We start from the raw sequence: 21,021 nt of genomic DNA on the forward strand, positions 1-21,021 counted from the left end.
GGTGCTTTATCACATATAACATATTGATTTATAATGAAAATTTATTACACTACAACTTGAATGAGAGCTCTCAATATCATCAGATTCTCTCATTTCAAATCTGCTCTCTATTGAATCAATCAAAACCATTTTCTTGCACATCACACAGGACTTGAACATCACAAAGGAAGAGAGCCTGCGCAGCGTAAAACTGTAAAAGAAAGACATGCCTCTTATGGACTTGTCTCAAGTGCCAAGGGCTATCGCAATACCCACGAGCTGCTAAGGCGTGTAAGAGAGCCAGTTTGTGACAACTCAACACTTTTTTACCGCACAATGGATAATTTAACCTTTTCAGTTTCTCTCACTTCCAATTTTGGAAGGCTGCGCACAATTTTCATAGTTTCTAAACTTACCGTAATAACCCGCTGAAACAATTCCAATGGATAAGCTGGATTACCCACCGTTTCAACAGCATAGCGATTGGCATCATTAATAAGTCCGCTCGCTTTATCCGTTTTGACAACCTGCCGCTCCATAACCCATTCAAGAGCAGGCCTGCCATTGACCACATACTCATAAGCTTCAAGAGGAATATTCTGCATCGTGATATGCGCATTATAAACCACAGTGCTTTTATCAATAGCACCACGCTTACCAGCAAATTTCATCGCCTCAACACGATAAAAACTCTTCTCATCAGAAATCACCCAAGTTCTTGGATCACCCTGTTTATAGGTAACGGAATAGGGTTCAACCTCTTCATAATTCATATGCAAATTACCAAGCTTGCACCCCGCTGTCACAAAAGCCCAAAAATCCTCTACCTTTTTAACTGTTGGAATACGCGGCAATTGTTTAGATAAATTATGCGCATAACGAGCACGATAATCTTCAGAATGCAAAATCCCATAAACATAATAAAACAAATCATCCTTTGTTATCATTTCACCAGGATAAGCTGCCTTAAAATAAGCCAATCCTTCATCCGTAAGAGCATCACGCCGCTGCAGACCAGCTTTTTTGCTTTCCTCTACAAAATTTGCAAACAAATGAACCTGATTCTCCTCCTTTCTCAAGGATGCAATATCTTCATAAACATACCGTGGAAAACATTGACCAGTATCCATTGCATGAAGATTAGATAAATTCTTAGTCATTAGAACAGAAAATCCACTGCTTGCTCCAATTCCCGTAACTTGTATCACCTTATTTTCAGCCGCTTGTTCCAGAGGAAAAATACGTGGCATTTGTAAAACTCTATGGTTAAAAACACGATTGTAATAGAGCCACTGTTGTGTAAAAGGACGATAAAGGCTCTGAGTAATATACGTATCTTTAAATTTAAAAGCCTTTCCCCTTATTAATTCTTCTTTAAGGCTACTACTCCAACTAATCTTTCTAGAATCTGTATTGACAAAATCGTTCACAGCATTTGCACGTGCTTTGCGATCAGAATATAGATACGCAGCATTAAAACGCTCTACTTCACTGTTATAAAAAGCAATCATATTGCTCATATTCTTTGCTAAAGCTTCACGACTTGAGTTATATGTCCAAGCATCACGACTAGTTTGTATACCGCCAGAAAAATTTTCAAAGAGCCTTTTATCACTGCCTTTCTTGTCACCTAAGGCTAGAAATTTTTCAAAATCATTATTGCGCTGATTCAGCCAATCGCCATGCTCATCAGGTGTAATCATCTGCCAGCTGTGTTCACGTGTGACACCACCAATACTCCCCAACCTCTGAAGTTCACGGAGCTTTTCTTTTGCTGTGAGATAATCTCCAATATCACGAAAATATATTTTCCCATGCTGTTGTGCATCTGGATTTTTAACCAAAATGGAAATCGCAATAGGTGCGCGAGACCCAGAACCAAAAATCTTTCCCCCCTCCTTTCGAGAGAGTTCTCCAGAAGTTCTTTGATTCCCCCGCAAATGGAAAATATAAAGGCTGCTAAATTCCTCGATTAAACATTTTCGTAAACCATCCGTAGAGTGACTACTGATAAAACCTGCATTTGTTACAAAGCCAATAACACCACAGTCTTTTATGCGATCACTTGCCCACCGAATGGCACGAATATAACTGTCATAAAGCCCATTAACATTGCTCGCTTTGGATTGAGCGGTATAGGTTTCACGAATGCGACGATCCAATTTAGGATAGCCAATATTCTGCGCATTGTCGTTTTCACTTTTTTGTCCAGAAGAATAAGGGGGATTGCCAACAATAACACGAATATCCAGTTCCTTCTGGTGCGCCCGACGTGTACTGTTATCCACCAGCAAATCACTGATCAGGTCTTTTTCTTGCTCATAAAGCTGGAATGTATCGGTTAAACAAATTCCCTCAAAAGGAATATAATCGCCCCCCATCAGACCATGATAAGTTGTCTCAATATTAATGGCTGCAATATAATAGGCTAAAAGAACGATTTCATTGGCATGAATTTCATGACAAAATTTATGCTTCATCTCTTCTGGTTTTATCAAACCCGATTGTAAAAGCCGCGTGATAAAAGTACCCGTTCCAGTAAAAGGATCCATGATGTGCACACCCGATGAGCCAAGCGTTTGCCCAAATTCTTGCTCTAAGACATCATTGACAGAGTGCAAAATAAAATCCACAACCTCGACGGGGGTATAAACAATGCCTAGTTTTTCTACAGTGCGTGGAAAAGCATAACGAAAAAACTTATCATAAAGCTCTACAATCAACCTCTGTTTTGCTTTTGGATCCGTAATGCCACTGGCTCGTAATTTTACACTTGCATAAAATTTCTCAAGATCTTTAGATTCCTTATCAAGATTCGCCTCATCAAGCACATCAAGCATACGCTGCATAGCACACGAGACAGGGTTCTCACGTGTGAACTGATACCCCTCAAATAACACCTGAAAGACAGGACGCGTAATAATATGCTGTGCCAACATCTCAATCGCATCAGCTTCTGTAACAGCATTATTTAAATCATCACGCAGTTCTGCCACAAACCTGTCAAAGGCTTGACGCGCCTCAGTATCTGGCTTTGCCAGAATACCTGTTAAGCGTGCAATATGATTCTTAGCAATTTCCGCAATATTGCTCGCCCAATCCTCCCAATAATCTCGTGTCCCACACTTTTTGACAATCTTTGCCATGATGGCACGCGAAATCTCATCCACAGGGAAAGCAAGCTCCCCTTGTTCATCTGTAAAAAGGACATCACGCTCCGCTGTACCAATGCCCAATCGTGCTGGTTGTGCGCGTAGTGGAAGATTGTCTACAACAGCCGTAATAGCCTTTAATTCAGTGCTCTGTGTGACACCAATAATCTCAATCACATTGCTAATATCTTGCCCGAGGGATGCCTTATTAATCGTTGCATCAAAACGATCATCATGTGCACGCAAAGCATTTAAAATTTGCCAGATAACCCGATATTTATCATTGTTGTTCAAAGCCTGTTCCGCTGGAGTATCAAGAGGAATACCAATTGGCAAAATGACATATCCCATCTTTTTACCCTCAGAGCGACGCATCACCCGCCCAACCGCTTGCACAACATCAATCTGGCTCTTGCGTGGATTTAAAAACATGATCGCATCAAGAGCCGGAACATCCACCCCCTCAGACAAACACCTTGCATTGGTTAAAATACGACAAATATCATCCCCACTATCAGCTTTCAGCCAATCAAGTAATGCACCACGATCCTTTGCATTGAAAGTGCCATCAACATGCTCAATTTCACACTTCAGAAAATGTTCATTTTCTGTATCCTCTTTCGTATAATCAAGATATTCTCTAACAACCGCAGAAAACTCATCACGAACGAGTTTAGAACTTTGAATAGTTTTACAAAACGCTAAAGCACGATGCATAGGATATGAATCCGTACCAACATCGGCCTTCATATTTTGTTTTGTCAAAGCCTTATAACAGCCAATAATCTTCGTTGCATCATCAAGAATAAGCTCAGAATCGCTATCACTAAGGCGCTTCTGAACAGCGGAACTGACCAATTTTTCGTCCATTGCTAAGACAATAACCTTATAATCTGTTAAAAGATCATTTTGTACTGCCCATGAAAAACCCCGATAAAAAAGTGTTTTACCAAAAAGCTTTTCATCATCCATCGAAGCAAGAACAGCATTAACTTCATTCGCGCGACTTTTTGCGTTATCACCAAAAATACGTGGTGTCGCTGTCATATAAAGGCGCTTCTTGGCGCGAATAACATCATTGGAATGCACCTTAACAAAATTGGATTCATCCTCTCCCACCAGCGTTGCCCCTGTTGTACGGTGCGCTTCATCACAAATGATAAGATCAAATGTTGGCAAACCATAGTTTTTCTGAGCATCAGCAATCACCTGAATGGATTGATAGGTTGCAAACACAACGGTCATCTTATCTGCAACACTCTTCCCCACCTGATCTGCAAGTTTAGCCGCATTAGTTGTCGCCGGAAAAGCAAGATCAAACACATCAATTTCAGCAACATCATCACTATTTTTACGACGCTTTCCCACTTGTGTATCAGAACAGACAGCAAAGGATCTCAATCCAATTCCTGCATCCGTTGTCCATTCACGCACCGTCTGTGACATCAGCGCCAAAGAAGGAACAAGAAACAAAACAAACTTGCCTTCACCTGCCAAATCCTCAGCAATTTTAAGACTGGTAAATGTCTTACCAGTCCCACAAGCCATAATGAGCTTACCCCGATCTGCTTGAGCAAGCCCAGCACGCACATCACGCAATGCCTCCAGCTGATGTGGACGCAGCTTCTTTTTATCCTCCAAAACAACTTTGCCCTGGGCTGCAAAAGTTTCCCAACGGATCGGACTTTGTTGTATATCGGAAAGATTAATCCGTATAACAGGAATATCCTGCCCCCGTATCATTATTTCAGCGTTATCACTCCAAGCACGTTCAGTACTATCTATAATAACACGCCGCTTGAACGGAGCTTTTCCTGATGCCGAAATAAAACTATCAATATCTGCTTTTCTAATTCGATATGCTGCATCATAAAATTTACATTGGATTGCTGCAAACCCCTCTTCATCACGCATCTTTGCCACAAGATCAATACCAGTATCCCGACCATCCCAACCATTTTCATGCGCCCAATCTTTAAAGGTTTGAACTTTTTCATAACACCCAAACTGAAGAGGATCATGTGTCAGATAAGCAAGAGCAAAACGCTCAAAATACGTTCCTTTATCTCGTTCGGTACGCGCTTGATCACGATAGGTCTGTAAAAGCGATTGCAGCGTCATGCTTCCACCCCAATGAAAAATACCTTCAACTATCGAATCTAAACCAATTCGTCAATGCCTCTTGTTCTACCCAAAAAACTTAAAAAAAGCTTAAAATTGCTTGATTTTAAAACATTTCTTCTATGTTTAATTAAACCAACAAGAGAAAATCTTTTGATCCTTTTGAGTATCCCCCAAATCATATGATGCATTTACTGATGTCTATATCCCTATGGAAATAAACGGTAAGGCGTGATGATTTTGAAAATATTTTTTGCCTTTTGTAAGAATACAAAATAAAGTGCACAATAATTTTAGGATTTAGCTTAAGAATGAGAGGGGGGAAATGGATACGACACCTGCGAACACACAAGACACCAAGGAAGAAACTCCACACACAAAACAGCGCATTTTACGAACGATCATGCATATAATTTCCCTATAATATGCAAAATATTAGTCGTGATATTCAAAATATTGATTTTTGAAATATTTCTTTGTCTTTTGTTCTTTCGTAGACTAATTATTCGCTTCTTATACTTTATAGCGGGTGGTTTTAGAATTCTTTTTTATCTGTATCGGACTTGTAGCAGGAGGAAGAATACCATACCAACTAGACATACCATTGCTCATCACTAGCGCCATTATGTTCTTTAGCAACATAACTGCAGCTTGGTATTACGATGTTCTCTTACTTCATCTCACACCTGCTGAATATGAGCTTATTCTTTTTCAATAAATGAAAGCCCCTTTCATTCATACATCATTCAACATAAGAAGCCATCCGCCTCTCAAACTTTTTGTCGTCCTCACCAAACTCATGAAATCAAACCCGCATCTCACGGTATTAGTTCTTAAGATCACGCCCCCTACCGAGTATCTGACGGCATCCTTACCCTAGAAACTCAAATGGCTTGTTTATCCTTCAGCTCCAAAATCATGAGATATGGCAGAAAAAAGCGATGCCTTAAACAAAATATTCTAAAGAAGCTAAGCTACTCGTATAAAGGAACAGAAAATGGCTGTATCTTAGATCACATTTTAAAACTTAAGCACGATCATAATTTATTTGCATAAACCTAAACACCTATAATTTGCACCACCCTCTGCAAAACTAGAAGTGAGAAATCCTCATAACCTCTTTTCCGAAAATCTTAAAAATACTAAACGAAACCTCTTAAACTGCTCAGCTATCTCGATACCAGTTCATTTTTTTGGAAGAACGGAGGTTTAAGCTGTTTTTGGCATCAACCTTCTTTTTTGTTCTTTTGTTTGTTAGCAGATATACTATTCATTTCCCCCGCCTCTTTTTAAATTAAATCTTAAGAATCGTCGCACCATATATTTCATTTGTCCTCCTCTTCACATTTCAGAAGAGGAGGGTTTTTAACAAAATTCAGTCTGCAAGCAATCTCGTTTTAACGGGTTCCATTTAACTTCTCCTTAATAGGATTTACTTCCATAAGACTCGACAAGAAAGATTTAAAATATTCATCATGCATTCTCAAAACATTTAATGCCTCAAGAAGGCTTATATGCCTACCATATCTCACATGATGTGGTGCGCTATAAAACGCTTACCTCTAGTGATACGCTCCACTTAATGAACAAAGCGTTTTCTAAAATAGAGCAGCAAATAATACTAAACTTTTCCCATTCATTTTTTGCTTCATAAACGCTTCATCTAAGTATAAAGCATCTCCACAAACATGCCCAAATTAATAAAGCTTAATCGCGTGAAAGAGCGACAACAGGGTCAAGCCGTGAAGCTTGCCGCGCTGGAGAAAAGCCAAAACATATTCCTATGAGGGTTGAAAAAGTAAGAGACATAATGATCGATTCAATAGTATAAACCAAATGGATAGGTGCCTTAAACAGAAGAAACAAGCCACCGATAGAAAGTCCAAGCAAGATTCCCAAACCACCACCAATCACACAAACCAAAATCGCCTCAATGAGAAATTGCTGTAAAATATCACTTTGTCGTGCACCAACTGCCATACGCACGCCGATTTCATTGATCCGCTCAGAAACAGTGACCAACATAATATTCATCACCCCTATACCCCCCACAACCAGGGAAATAGCTGCAATTGAAGAAATTAAAAGTGTTAAAATATTTGTACTCTCCATGATACGTTCACGGAAAAATTCAGAATTTCTAATGAAAAAATCCTCCCCGCCATGCCGCATAATGAGAAAACGTTTTATCATAGTCTCCGCTAAATGTGAATCAATATCATCAGCAATCCTAACGGTAATTGCACGAACTTCTGTTGTACCAAGAAAACGCGTCTGCACTGTTGTATAGGGTAAATAAAGCTGTAAGGTATTTGATGTATCTCCACTTGCATTATTTTGCGAATCAACAACACCAATAATACGCGCTGGAACATTACCCACATGCACCACCTTTCCAAGGGGGCTTTCATGGCTATGGGGGAAAAGAACAGACAACGCTTCTTTCTCGATCACGAGATCAACCGCCCGATCATGGACACTCTTGTGATCAAAAAACTGTCCTTTGAAAACTTTGAGCCCCTGTGTCTGAAAAAATTGTTCTCCCACCCCCGCAATGACAGCATTGACTTCAACTGCACCAAAACGTACTTTCGAGCTTGCTGAAATCTGTGGTGTTACACCAGAAACATAAGGTAATCCAGATAAAGCTTCTGCATCAGCTTCAACCAAACTGGTTATTTTTTCTGCTTGTGGATCAGAAAAACTTTTGCCAGGAAAAATGGTTAATGTATTAGCACCTAAACTTTTAAAATTTTCCAGAATTTTCTCTCGTGTACCATTCCCTAAAGCTACCATAGCAATAATCGCCCCAATACCGATAATCACCCCAAGCATTGTTAGAAAAGTCCGCATGCGATGTGCATTCATGGCCAACAAAGCCATCACAAACGCCTCACGGAATCGCTCAACAAAAGAACGAAAAAAGCCCAGTTTTTGTTGGCCTTTTAGATTTTGTTGTTCCTGAAGAGATTTTCTACCAACTTTTGTTTTTCCAACCCTTGACCGCTTATCAGCAATAATTTCCCCATCACTGATTTCGATAATACGCTCTGCTCTTTCAGCTACCTGCATATCATGGGTTACAATGATAATAGTACGCCCTTCTTGATGAAGTTCATCCAAAATATGCAATACTTCTTGCCCACTCTTTTTGTCCAATGCACCAGTTGGTTCATCTGCAAGAATGACCTCCGCATTATTCATGAGCGCCCGAGCAATAGAAACACGTTGTTGCTGACCACCAGAAAGCTGATTTGGACGATGATTTATCCGATCACCCATGCCCAAACGCGTTAAAAGATCCTGTGCCCGCTGTTTCCTTGCTTCCACAGCACATCCTGCATAAATAGCCGGAATTTCAACATTACCAAGAGCTGTCAGTTCATTCAACAAATGGTAACGCTGAAAAATAAAACCAAAATGATTACGTCGCAAAGCCGACAATTCATCCGCAGAAAGGGAAGCTGTTTCTTTACCAGAGATCCAATAACGGCCAGAAGTTGGACGGTCAAGACAGCCTAAAATATTCATCAAGGTAGATTTACCTGAACCGGAAGCACCTACAATTGCCACCATTTCACCACGTTTAATGGTAAGATTGATGTTTTTCAAAACGGTAACAAACGCTTCGCCGGCAGGAAATTTGCGCACAATATTTTCCAAGACGAAGACGGCATCTGCTTGATTTGTGCTCATGCTTTAACTCTCGTCTTCGCTATGCATGTTAGAAGACTCTGGCATCACTCCATCAGACGAACTGGTGACGACGACATCACCCTCGTTAAGTCCTGAAACAATCTCTGCCATAACCTTATTATTCAACCCAACGCTCACCTGTTTAGTAACCACCTTATTTTCCCCCACTAAAACAGAAACCCATGCTTTACGCTCTCTTGTCTCATCGCGTAAAGCATCACTTGGAACCAACAAGACATTCTGCGCGCGCCCTAAGATAATATGAACTTGAGCAGTCATATAGGTTCGCAAAAAATTATCCGCATTATCAACATGTAGAATTCCATTGTAATAGATCGCCGATGATATTAAAGCACTAGAACCACTCACCATACCAGGATTAATACTCACATCAGCACGAATTGCTTCAGGAGCCGGCTCTACTTTTTCTAAAACGCCTTCATAACGACGCTGTGAATTACCTAAAACTGTAAAATAAAGTGGTTGTCCAGCTCGGACTTTAAGAATATCTGCTTCTGAGATTTGCGCCTTGATCGTCATCTTTGATAAATCACCCAAAATAACAATTGTTGGCGCCGACTGAACCGCATTCACATTCTGCCCTTCTTCCACAACTGTTGCCAAAACCGTTCCTGCTGAAGGGGCAGTGATGCGTGTATAACCTAAATTAACCTCTGCACTCTCCACATCAATTTGTGCTTGCACAATCTGTTGACGAAGTTGTTCAATTTGCGCCTCGCGTATTTTCACCTGTGTCGCAGCCTCATCGAGGTTCGCCCGTGAAATCGCTCGTGTTTCGATCATTTTTTTCTGACGCTCTAAATTTTTTTGTGCAAGAGAAAGATAGGCTTCTTGTTCTACCAAACTCGCATAATAATGCGATAATGCTGCTTTTTTTCTTTTTAAATCATTTTCCTGATCTGTAGGATCAATTTCTGCCAAGAGATCGCCTTCTTTCACAACACTCCCAGGGGAAACATGCATTGACACCACACGCCCTGTTGCTCGCGCACCAACAGCCACCAACCGGTAAGGACGTACAAGACCAGAAGCTAAAACACTTTCCTCAATATCCCCACGTTTCACCACCGCGGTTATATAAGTTGGAGTAGATGTTCCAAAAAAAACAGAACGTAACCATAACAACAAGAAAATGAGAAATATAGCAGTTAAAAAGAAGGAAAGTTTTTTGTGTTTTGTAATGAAATTTTTGAGTAAGTTTTTTTTCATTTCCCTACCTTTGCACGCGAACGAGGTGCATTATCAACGACTTCTGGACGCGATACATCAACAACGCCATCCCAGCCCCCCCCCAACGCTTTCATCAACGTGATATATTGCGTAACCAAAGAAACACGGCTATCTTTAAGCGCCATTTGTGCAGAATAATAAGAGCGATCAGCATTTAACAATTCAAGAAAACTAGTATTTCCATTCTCAAAAAGGCTCCGTGAAAGTTTTAAGGAATGAAGAGAAGCTTTATTCGCAACGATTAACTTTTCTAAGCGTTGATGTTCCTTCGTCAATCTTACAAGCGCATTTTCTACATCTTCTAAAGCCTCCAACACAGCAGCTCGATAAGTAATAAAAGCTTGATCACGCTGCGCGCGCGCTACCGCAATAGAAGCCTCGACCTGACCTCCATTAAAAAGAGGAAAACGAAGACCAGGTCCAAAAGACCAGCCAATCGTTGAATTTTTCCATAACTGATCAATTGCCGTTGCTGCTGTCGAAATATTACCTGTTAAAGTAAGTGATGGATAACGATCTGCTTCACGTTGACCAATCCGTGCTGTCGCTTGCGCATATTGACGCTCTGCCCGTCGTAAATCTGGACGTGTTAACAAAATATCGGCTGGAATTCCTGCTGGTATCGGCCAGCGTGGTTGTGGAATCTTTGCATGCTTAGCATTTTTTTGTAAAAGATCCTTCAATGCCGTAGGCACACGACCAGTTAAGACAGAAAGGCGATGAACGCTCATTGCTAAATTCGCTTCCATCTGTGATATATCTGCTTCTGTATTTGCCATTTGTGCTTGCGCATTTGAAACATCAAGCTCAGAAACATCACCAGCTGTTAATCTAGCGCGCATCAATTCATAAGTTTTACGTTGTGATACAGCAATTTGCCGCACAATAAACAACTTTTGTTGCCAACCACGCATTTGCACATAATTTGTTGCCACATCTCCTAGTAATGTCACCATGGTAGCGCGCATATCTTCCACAGCCGCATCAAGGCCATAACGCGCTGCTTCAACCGCACGTTTATGCCCACCAAAAAAATCAAGCTCCCAGCTTGCATCAAAACCACTACTATACTGGTTGAATAATGCATCAGACTGTCCAGAACGACTACGGGTTCCTGAAATTGAATTGGACACATTTGGCAAAAGAGTTCCCACAACCTGTCCTAAACCCGCACGCGCCTCACGTACCCGAGCTTTAGCAACAGCAACATTATTATTTCCAGAAATCGCGTAATCCATTAACGCATCTAGAACAGGATCATTCAAATGCCGCCACCATCCGGCAAGCGCAACGGGCTGCCCTGCAGTCTGTGCAGATTTTTCTCCCCAAACTGCTGGAACACGAAAAGATGTTTTCTGGTAATTAGGACCAACCATACATCCTGACAAAAGCAAACACAACAAGACACTAAAAAATAATCCACGAGAAGCGCCCCATTTGAGATTTCTGATATACATCCAGTCTCCCGCATTCTTTCAGAATCATTATTTAATATTAATACTTTATTTACCTCTTATTTCAAACTTGACGTGAAAAATCAAATACAGTTTGCACAGGAATATGATCTGAAGGACGTTCCCATCCGCGCGCATCACGAAAAATCGAAAGATCTACAACAAAAGGGGCTAAATCTTGAGAAGACCAAACATGGTCAAGCCGCCGTCCATAATCGGTAAATGCCCAATCGCGAGCACGATAACTCCACCATGTGTAAAGCTTAGTAGGAACAGGAATATGCAACCGCATCAGATCAACCCATCCACCTTGACAACACAAATCCTGCAAACGCTCGGTTTCAATGGGAGTATGGCTTACAACCTTCAACAATTGTTGATGAGACCAAACATCCTCTGCCAAAGGAGCAATATTTAAATCTCCCACCAAAAGAGAAGAAAGACCATCGCCTTGGTCCGCACGAATGGAGGACATTTCTTCTAAAAAATCAAGCTTATGACGAAACTTTTCATTCACATCAGCATTAGGGATATCTCCCCCAGCAGGAACATAAAAATTATGAATCCGCAAGCTTCTCCCATGGGCTTCCACAATAACTGAGATATAACGGCAATCTTGGTTTTGACAAAAAAAACGTTTTTCTACCTTTTTAAAAGGCAAACGAGAAACAATAGCCACCCCATTATAAGATTTTTGTCCACTCAATGCGATATGCTTATAACCCGCTGCTTCAAAAGCCTCCACTGGAAATAAAGCATCTGGACATTTTGTTTCCTGTAGACACAATACATCTGCGGAAAAGAGTTCCAAATACTGAAAAACCTGTGCAAGACGCAAACGAATAGAATTAATATTCCAAGTCGCAATACGAAAGAACATTTGTTTTAATCCCAATGACGTAACACTCTTTCTTCATTTCTTCGAAGGAAGTGTGAACATCCCATTAGCGAACCGGACGTCTGTCCGCACATTCATAATCTGCACAGTAGTTTCCAAATTTTGTTGGTCAACAATTGTCCACTGTCGCAAAGCAGAGCCTTTAGAATCAAAAACCATCCTTATTTGCCCTGCCCCAATCGTCTGATCACGCAAAACAATCGTCACGGCCCCAGGATCTTCGCGAAAGGCCAACAAACGCCCAGAAGATACATCAATTTTATCATCCAACAGAAATTTCATTGGCGTTTGCGAAAGTTGTGAAAAGTTCCAAGTATTCAAAGCTCGATTGTTAATGCCCACAAATTGACCATCTGCAATAATCTGTAAAGGCATTTTCTTGTAAATAAAACGAATTTTCCCTGGACGCTCTAGATAAAACGTTCCTTGAGTCATCTTTCCCTTTGGACTAAATTGAATAAAATCACCTGTCATTGTTTTGATTGCCGCAAAATGGTTCACAACATTCTGCGCCTTTGCCACTTTATTAGAGGCTTGCGAAAAAGCAGGAAAAGTTAAACACCAAAAGACAATAATCCCCACAAACCCAAAGACTCTTCTTTGCGACAAAAAAGACGTTTTCATAAAAAATGCTCCCAAGCAATACTTAATTGGCTTTATAATTCATAACTTAAGTAATCAACGACGAATAAATACCCTTCTTTATAAGATAAAGATATTGTTTGAAAAAAATATCAAAAGATTTTTAAAAGTATTCTTCTTCGACAATCTCCAAAACTTTTCGCTTACCCATATCATTCGCTGGACTAATAATGATGCCTTCTTCTTCTATCCTTTCGATCAATGTGGCGGTACAGTTATAACCAATGCCTAAACGACATTGAATATAAGAAGTTGAAGCCTTACGATCACGAAGCATAATAGCAACAGCTTGACAATAGGAATCATCTGCTAAAGAAAAAGCTAAAGAAACATCCTTTTTTATTTCTTGCGATATCGTTTCCAAATAATCAGTCTGCGTTTAAGTTTCCGAAAGCATCCAATTTTCCCGCTTTTCTAAACGCATAATATATTCTTTTCCACCCCTAATCTATGAAGCAACATAAATTATAGTCAAGACATAATGGATTAAGGACTAAACATATTACTCGCAAACCTGAAAGCTCTTTTAAGTATCAAAAATACTTTTTTGACTTCCTTCTCGCCCAAAAGAATAAAAAATTTCATCAGAACCGCTCTGTAAACAGTTTGGAGTTTAGCAAATTTCACTTAGCTTCCCACCCCATATAATTCATTTATATTAAAACTCGAGAGATCAGCCTTGCCCTAAATATTTAGAGCGCACTTAAAAAGACACTAAAATATCAAGTCTTACATGCTTTTACACCCCTATACTCGCAATAACATTATTTTATACCAAGATATTGATTTATAATAATTTATCTTTTTAACTTAAATCATAACGCCAAATACAATAAGATTCTTTCATCACATACTCTCTCATATTGAATCAATTCAAATCATTTTCTTGCACGTTACAAGCAAGGTTGGTGTATGGATAAAAGTTATATAAGATAAAGAATCCCCTTATAAGGAGTCTCAAGTACCAAAGAGCTATCGCAAATTGAGAGCTGGTATATGAAAATGCAGACTTTCTACGATACAATAGGATAAACACTTGTTTTACAAGGTATTATAAAAAACAACTATCAAGATTTTTCAAAAGCGCTCTTCTTCAGCAGGCACTAAAATTTCTCGTTTCCCTGCGTGATTTGCTGGACTAATGATACCTTCTTCTTCCATCCTCTCAATCAATGTCGCAGCACGGTTATAACCAATGCCTAAACGGCGTTGAATATAAGAGGTCGAGGCCTTACGATCACGAAGCACAATAGCAACAGCTTGACTATAGGGATCATCTTCTGAAGGAGAAGACAAAGAAACATCAGCACCATCCTCTTCAACTTCTTGCGTAATTGTTTCTAAATAATCAGGTCGTGCTTGCGCTTTGAGATGCGCAACAACCTGCTCCACTTCATTATCCGCAACAAAAGGCCCATGCACACGCTGAATACGTCCTCCTCCCATCATAAAGAGCATATCTCCTTGTCCCAATAATTGCTCAGCTCCCTGTTCGCCTAAAATTGTTCGGCTATCAATTTTGGAACTCACAGAAAAAGAAATGCGTGTAGGAAAATTGGCTTTGATCGTACCAGTAATAACATCGACGGAAGGACGCTGTGTCGCCATAATTACATGGATACCGGCAGCACGTGCCATTTGTGCTAAACGTTGAACCGCTCCTTCAATATCTTTCCCAGCAACCATCATCAAATCAGCCATTTCATCAATAATGACAACAATATAGGGCATAGGACTAAAATCAAGTGTTTCCGTTTCATAAAGAGGCTCACCGGTCTCGCGATCAAATCCAACTTGAATTGTCCGCACCATTGTCTCTCCCTGACTTGCAGCTTCTCTAAGACGCGCATTAAACCCATCAATATTACGAACGCCTAGTTTTGACATTTTACTATAGCGCTCTTCCATTTCACGAACAGCCCACTTTAAAGCAATGACGGCTTTTTTAGGATCTGTCACCACCGGTGTTAATAAATGAGGAATGCCATCATAAACCGAAAGTTCAAGCATTTTTGGATCCACCATAATGAGACGACATTGCTCAGGTGTCATCCGATAAAGCAGAGATAAAATCATTGTATTGATAGCAACAGACTTTCCCGATCCTGTTGTACCAGCAACCAAAAGATGAGGCATTTTTGCTAAATCTGCAATAACAGCTTCTCCCCCGATTGTCTTACCCAAAGCAAGTCCTAGCTTTGCTTTGCTGTCAATAAATTCTTGCGCCTGCAACATTTCTCGTAAATAAACCATCTCACGCTTTGCATTAGGCAGTTCTATTCCAATAACATTACGTCCTGGAACCACCGCAACACGCGCCGAAATCGCACGCATCGAGCGTGCAATATCATCTGCCAAACCAATGATACGGGAAGACTTAATGCCAGCAGCCGGTTCAAATTCATACAAAGTTACTACCGGTCCAGGACAAGCATCTATAATTTTTCCTTTTACCCCAAAATCTAACAAAACCCCTTCAAGCTCCTGAGAATTTGCTCTTAAAACAGCAGGAGAAAGTTTTGCATCCCTAACAGACGGTGGTGGAACTGAAAGATAATCTACAAGTGGAAGAACAAAGCCACCATTTGAAGAAGCTGTTAAAGACTTTCGATTTTTAACAGGAGAAACATAAGCTTTATTTTGATTTTCCTCACGCTTTACTTTTTCACCTAAAAAAGTTGGCTCAATCCGATCAAATGGCTTTCCTTGCCCTTTACTCTGAAAACGCCTTTTGAAACAGAATAAACGAAAAAAACGCGCTTGTAAAAAATAAAAAAGATGCAAAAGAGCGCCACAAGTTGTCGCAAAAAAACCATGATTTTCACGATCCTCCTCTGCGGCATATTCCGTATCTTCTTCCAACTCAAAGACTGGATTAATGATTTCGTCTTTTGGAATGTTTTTTTCTTTTCTTTTCTTTGTTCGACGCCGCCATATTACATTACCAGCAAAAGCAGCGGTGAAAAAACCTAAAAGAATAAAAACAACACTGAAAAACACCGTGTAAGGAGGAGAAAGAAAAAGAGGAAAGACTGAAGAAGCAACACTTAAAACTTTATCTCCTAAAACCCCTCCCAATCCCATTGGCAATGGCCAATAAGTAAAAGAAGCAATAGGTGACATAAGAGCAAAAGCAATTAAAAAACAAATCGTTGATAGCACCCATAAAAAAAAGCGCAAAGTCAAATTGTAGATATTCTTTTGCGCCAACAAGAGAAAAGACCAAAATAACGGTGGCAACAAAACAGAAAGACTTGCCAAGCCAAAAAACTGCATAATAAAATCTGAAAAAATTGCCCCCATCCACCCCATAAGGTTTGTAACCTCATTTGTACTTGCATGAGTTAAAGATGGGTCCGCAACATTCCACGTCGCCAAAGCAAACACACAAAAAATAATAAAGCCCAAAAGCCCGAGCCCAATAAATACTCCTATCTGACGCAAAAACATCTCAATAAGACGCGAACCTTGAGAATTTCGCACTTCTAATGAATCATAAGGAGAAGAACTTCGGTGCATCTATCAATTCCAAATACAAAACTTTCATATTTTAAAGAGTTATAACTCCCTCTCTCTCTTAAAAAAGGATGAAGCTTAAACTCTGTACCAATTTGTAAACAAATAGCCTGTAAACAATCCGACTTCTTATCTAGCGCGTTCTACCTTCTAACCACTTCATATCATTCATATACCACCACCCTAAGAGATAATCCTTCATAAGGCGCACAAAAAGCTCTCCCTGAATATTTATCACACGATCAACCAAAAAACACCTTATGTGTAAAGTGTTACATGGGTGCTATAGGCACCTTCTTAAAAAAATAATATTTTTTACGCTACATCATGATAATGGCGAAATATGAATACTGTTTTAACCATCACGAATGACCACAATTTTTATCTATTTTTATCTATCATACTAACGAAATGTCCCCCTTCAGGACAAGCATACTGAAGTAACTCACACAACTTAAAAAAATACACGACCATCTTTGTTTATTTTTAGTTTTCTTTTTTATCAACCAAGTGTAAAAAGAATTGAAGAAGATATTTAAAAAAGCTTATCCGATAAATCTGTAAGATGAATCACATAAATGATTAAGCAGAAAAACTCTGAAAAACCAATATGTTATCAGATTGGCGTTAAAAAGAAATCTCGTTTTTGTAAAGCAGAGAGAAAAGTAAAAGTTAAGATATTTTAGGCAATGTAAAAAGATATTCTTTTTAAAAGAAAGCAAACTATAAACAATGGAAGAAGTATTGTGTGTTCTAATCGCAATAAAAATGTACAACCCAATAAAAAAATTAAATCTCATAAAACTAAACAATGTGATCTGCTCATTGCAGGAGGGGCGGCTGTCGGTTTAGCCCTAGCGATAGCACTCAAGCAAACAGCCCCTAATCTGAAAATAAAAATCGTTGATGCTGCTCCACAAGGAGATACCCCTGCTTCTAACATACGAACCATTGCCCTTGCTGCTGCTTCTATTCGTATGTTAAAACAATTACAATGTTGGAAATCTGTAAAACCCTATGCGCAACCCATTCATTCAATGATCATCACAGATACAAGCACAAATGATCCGGTCAAACCCACTCTTTTAACCTTTGAAGGCGACATTAATCCCGGTGAGCCCTTTGCTGCCATGGTAGAGCATAGAGAACTCATCAATACTTTAAAAAAACGTGTCAAAGATCTCAATATCCCTGTTATTACAAACACACGTGTCATTGATTTTCATCAAGAAGACCAACATACAACCGTCACTTTAAATAATGAAGAGGTTTGGCAAACAAAATTGCTTATTGCAGCTGACGGAGCCCATTCGAAATTACGCCAAAAAGCAGGTCTTAAAAACTTTTCTCATCCCTATAAACAAACAGCAATCATCTGCACAGTTGAACATGAAAAACCCCATAATGGTCAAGCAATTCAACATTTTTTACCTGCCGGTCCTTTTGCTCTTCTCCCTCTTAAAGGCAACCGATCCGCCATTGTGTGGAATGAAGATCATAAAACTGCGCAATATTATCTCAAAGCGGATGCACTTATTTTTGAAACAGAACTCGAAAGACGTATTGGCCATCGATTAGGCAAACTCTCTTGGAATGGCGAACGTCAAGCTTTTCCTTTGAGCCTTTCTTTAACACGTCAATGCGTTAAACCACGTTTTGCTCTCGTTGGCGATGCCGCCCATACCATCCACCCCATTGCAGGACAAGGACTCAATTTAGGATTACGCGATAGCGCTGCGCTGGCTGAAGTGATTATTGAAACAGCACGACTAGGTCTTGACATTGGCTCTCTCACAGCTTTAGAGCGCTATCAAAGCTGGAGACGTTTTGAAATTGTCCGTATGGCTTTAAGCAATGATTGGCTTAATAAACTCTTTTCTAATGATAGCCTTCTTTTACGGATGCTCCGCGATACCGGCCTTGGAATCATTAATCAAGCGCCAAAAATAAAAAAATACTTCATTCAAGAAGCTGCCGGACTCACTCCAAATGCCCCACGTCTTCTACACGGCTTCCCACTTTAAGCGAAAATTCATACTATTTCACTTTTTTTACAACCTTTGCCTTCCTCCTTTAAAGAACAAAAAATTCCTATCTCATCCAATCTGTTTACAAACCGGATTCCTGTCGAGTAATTTTTTCTTGACTTCCTCCCCCCATATTTCACTCAACATAAGACTCGACAAGCAAGCTACATTCTAAGAATATTCACCATGCACTGAAAAAAACGTTTAATGTCTCAAAGAGGTTACCTTATATCACCACTTAAAAGAAGCCATTTCACAGCATAACAAAATAAACAAGACTTTTTAGTACACAACACTTTTATTTATAATAATAAATTCATTGTTCTCATATTGAGTGAAAAGTCTAAAGATCATAAAATACCCTTGTTTCAAATCTCTCTCATGTTGAAGCAATCAAAATCATTCGCTTGTACATCACAAGTGAGAGTATCGTATAAATAAAAACAATTAAACAAAGCAATACAAAGACTCCCTCTCTCAAGGACTAAGGGCTTTAGCAACATTGGAGGCGAGTAAAGTGTATAATGGCACCGGCATACACTTTTTATCGAAGTAAAAATGGTGGTGTACAATGGATTTTATATGATCATAGGGACTTTTACGTTATACTATTCAAGAAAAGCGCCATAAAATAAGCTTAATTGCATTGAAAAATTTTTCTTTTAAAAAAGCACGTAAATTGGAAACATAAATGTATTCGGTTTGGGACATTCTGCTTCTCAGATAAACTCTTTAACTTATTGTGGAATGCCACACGACTTTAGAAAAAATATTCCAATATATAAAAAGTGTTCCGTACACTATACCGTCACACACAATTGTAAACCTGCATATCACCCCCTATTTCACACCATAAAAGAAGATAAACCGCAATAGAAATGATCCAATCCTTTTATTTTCAAATACGCTCTTTATTCATTATTCATAAACGCTCATAAATGAATTTTAATCACAAACGCTCAGAAATATGTCATAAATTCTATAAAACCCATAACAGCCATAAAAATTTTCCATTTTTCTACATACTCACTCATCTCAACTAAACGAACGATAAATAAAGTAAATGCCTCATATATAATCTTACAGAAAAAGACCAAACAAAATCTATAACATCAGGCTTGTTCTAAAAAACAGTATTTCAAAAATATAAGTATGCTAATTTATTAACATATTAATTGCTAAAATTATCATTTTACATATTGAGTTAAAATCCCTATGCAATAAATTATTGTCATTTCGACCATTTTTGTAAAGAATCAATAAAACTATAAAAAGAAGTAAAATATCCCGCTCTCTCAAATGCCAAAAGCAATTACAATATTCCTAATCTGGCATCATCATTATGCTTGCCAGATTATAATAACAAAACTTTTTGCATTTAAATAAACTTTTTCACGCTCCCTATCATTGTATTTTGTAACTCAATACTTTAATATATTCGTTCAGTATGTTTATACAATCAAATTACCCAAAAAAGCATACTTCTTGCATTTACATTCCTTGGTATTCCCTTATCTTGTAAATATCGCATACGTGTTACGTTACTTCGAGTTCATCAAGTGTATACCCATTCTCCAACCACTCTTTAATCCACTTAGGTCTACGTCCACGCCCATTCCATAATTCCCATTGGTTATTGGGATTTCTATAATGGCGCTCTTTGCTCACAAGATCAGCGATATCAATTCCATGGGCATTAGCAATTTCAAGAATTTTTCGTCGCGCATTTTGCTTTTCCTTTGCTTGCCGTTTTTTTAATTCCACATCGATTTGTGTACGCATCTCTTGTAGTTCATCAAAATTCATATTTTTGAGATCATTCACCTTAATTACTCCCCTTGCAAAAAAAGAATTTCTTTTTGTCATATTTTAAACACAATTATAGACAATTTCTGTCCATTTATTATCGAAATTAAAATTACGATACATATATCATTTTGACGGAGATGTGCTTTGAGCCACAAAGAACTGTTTATTGGTATATCAATTACCGCCACTGCATCTTTTTTCAGTTCAGTTGCTGGAACTACTAAATGCAGTGCTCAAACACCATCGCACCTCTCTGACTCTTATGAATCAGTAGTCAAAAGTAAATATAAATCGTCACTCTATAAGTTATGGCAATGCGCAACAAAGAACAAGCCCTCTCTGTATAATGATAGTGTAGTTCATTATGACAGGAAAACCTCCCCTCATACACAACGGCTTTTTACTTCGTATAAATTTTTTTTGAAAAGATTTTTGCAACTAGAGAATTATATAAAACAAGCAGCTTCAATACAGTA

9 protein-coding genes and 1 pseudogene are annotated in these 21,021 nt (G+C 39.0%); 1 reads left to right on the forward strand and 9 read right to left on the reverse strand.

What is annotated here, in order from left to right:
• Positions 1–305: 305 nt before the first annotated feature.
• The 8 genes and pseudogenes from ACFIM8_RS03550 to ACFIM8_RS03585 form a co-directional block, all read right to left on the reverse strand.
• Positions 306–5,252: a DEAD/DEAH box helicase gene (locus tag ACFIM8_RS03550; protein ID WP_375614524.1), complete on the reverse strand. Its 4,947-nt coding sequence runs from the start codon at positions 5,250–5,252 to the stop codon at positions 306–308.
• A 1,707-nt stretch (positions 5,253–6,959) separates the two neighbouring features.
• Positions 6,960–8,948, reverse strand: a complete 1,989-nt coding sequence (locus ACFIM8_RS03555; RefSeq protein ID WP_375606597.1) for a MacB family efflux pump subunit — start codon at positions 8,946–8,948, stop codon at positions 6,960–6,962.
• A 3-nt stretch (positions 8,949–8,951) separates the two neighbouring features.
• A complete protein-coding gene (locus ACFIM8_RS03560) occupies positions 8,952–10,178 on the reverse strand; it encodes an efflux RND transporter periplasmic adaptor subunit (protein WP_375606598.1) in 1,227 nt (408 codons plus the stop codon).
• Positions 10,175–11,656 (reverse strand): efflux transporter outer membrane subunit, encoded by a 1,482-nt coding sequence (locus tag ACFIM8_RS03565; RefSeq protein WP_375606599.1) that lies wholly within the window; start codon positions 11,654–11,656, stop codon positions 10,175–10,177. The genes ACFIM8_RS03560 and ACFIM8_RS03565 overlap by 4 nt, the downstream gene beginning before the upstream one ends.
• Positions 11,657–11,717: 61 nt before the next feature.
• Complete coding sequence (locus ACFIM8_RS03570; protein ID WP_375606600.1) at positions 11,718–12,533, reverse strand: exodeoxyribonuclease III; 816 nt, start codon at positions 12,531–12,533, stop codon at positions 11,718–11,720.
• A 33-nt stretch (positions 12,534–12,566) separates the two neighbouring features.
• Complete coding sequence (locus ACFIM8_RS03575) at positions 12,567–13,175, reverse strand: outer membrane lipoprotein carrier protein LolA (protein ID WP_375606601.1); 609 nt, start codon at positions 13,173–13,175, stop codon at positions 12,567–12,569.
• 121 nt (positions 13,176–13,296) lie between these two features.
• Positions 13,297–13,563: pseudogene (locus ACFIM8_RS03580) on the reverse strand (DNA translocase FtsK); the annotation flags it as partial.
• Positions 13,564–14,270: 707 nt separating this feature from the next.
• Positions 14,271–16,712: a DNA translocase FtsK 4TM domain-containing protein gene (locus tag ACFIM8_RS03585; RefSeq protein WP_375606602.1), complete on the reverse strand. Its 2,442-nt coding sequence runs from the start codon at positions 16,710–16,712 to the stop codon at positions 14,271–14,273.
• A 743-nt stretch (positions 16,713–17,455) separates the two neighbouring features.
• Between ACFIM8_RS03585 and ACFIM8_RS03590 the strand changes: the two genes are divergently transcribed.
• Positions 17,456–18,733 (forward strand): ubiquinone biosynthesis hydroxylase, encoded by a 1,278-nt coding sequence (locus ACFIM8_RS03590; RefSeq protein WP_375614525.1) that lies wholly within the window; start codon positions 17,456–17,458, stop codon positions 18,731–18,733.
• 1,539 nt (positions 18,734–20,272) lie between these two features.
• Here the strand turns inward: ACFIM8_RS03590 and ACFIM8_RS03595 are convergent.
• Positions 20,273–20,560 (reverse strand): H-NS family nucleoid-associated regulatory protein, encoded by a 288-nt coding sequence (locus ACFIM8_RS03595; protein WP_015857007.1) that lies wholly within the window; start codon positions 20,558–20,560, stop codon positions 20,273–20,275.
• Positions 20,561–21,021: the final 461 nt, after the last annotated feature.

Source organism: Bartonella sp. AC535YNZD (assembly GCF_042196625.1).
Classification (GTDB): Bacteria; Pseudomonadota; Alphaproteobacteria; order Rhizobiales; family Rhizobiaceae; genus Bartonella.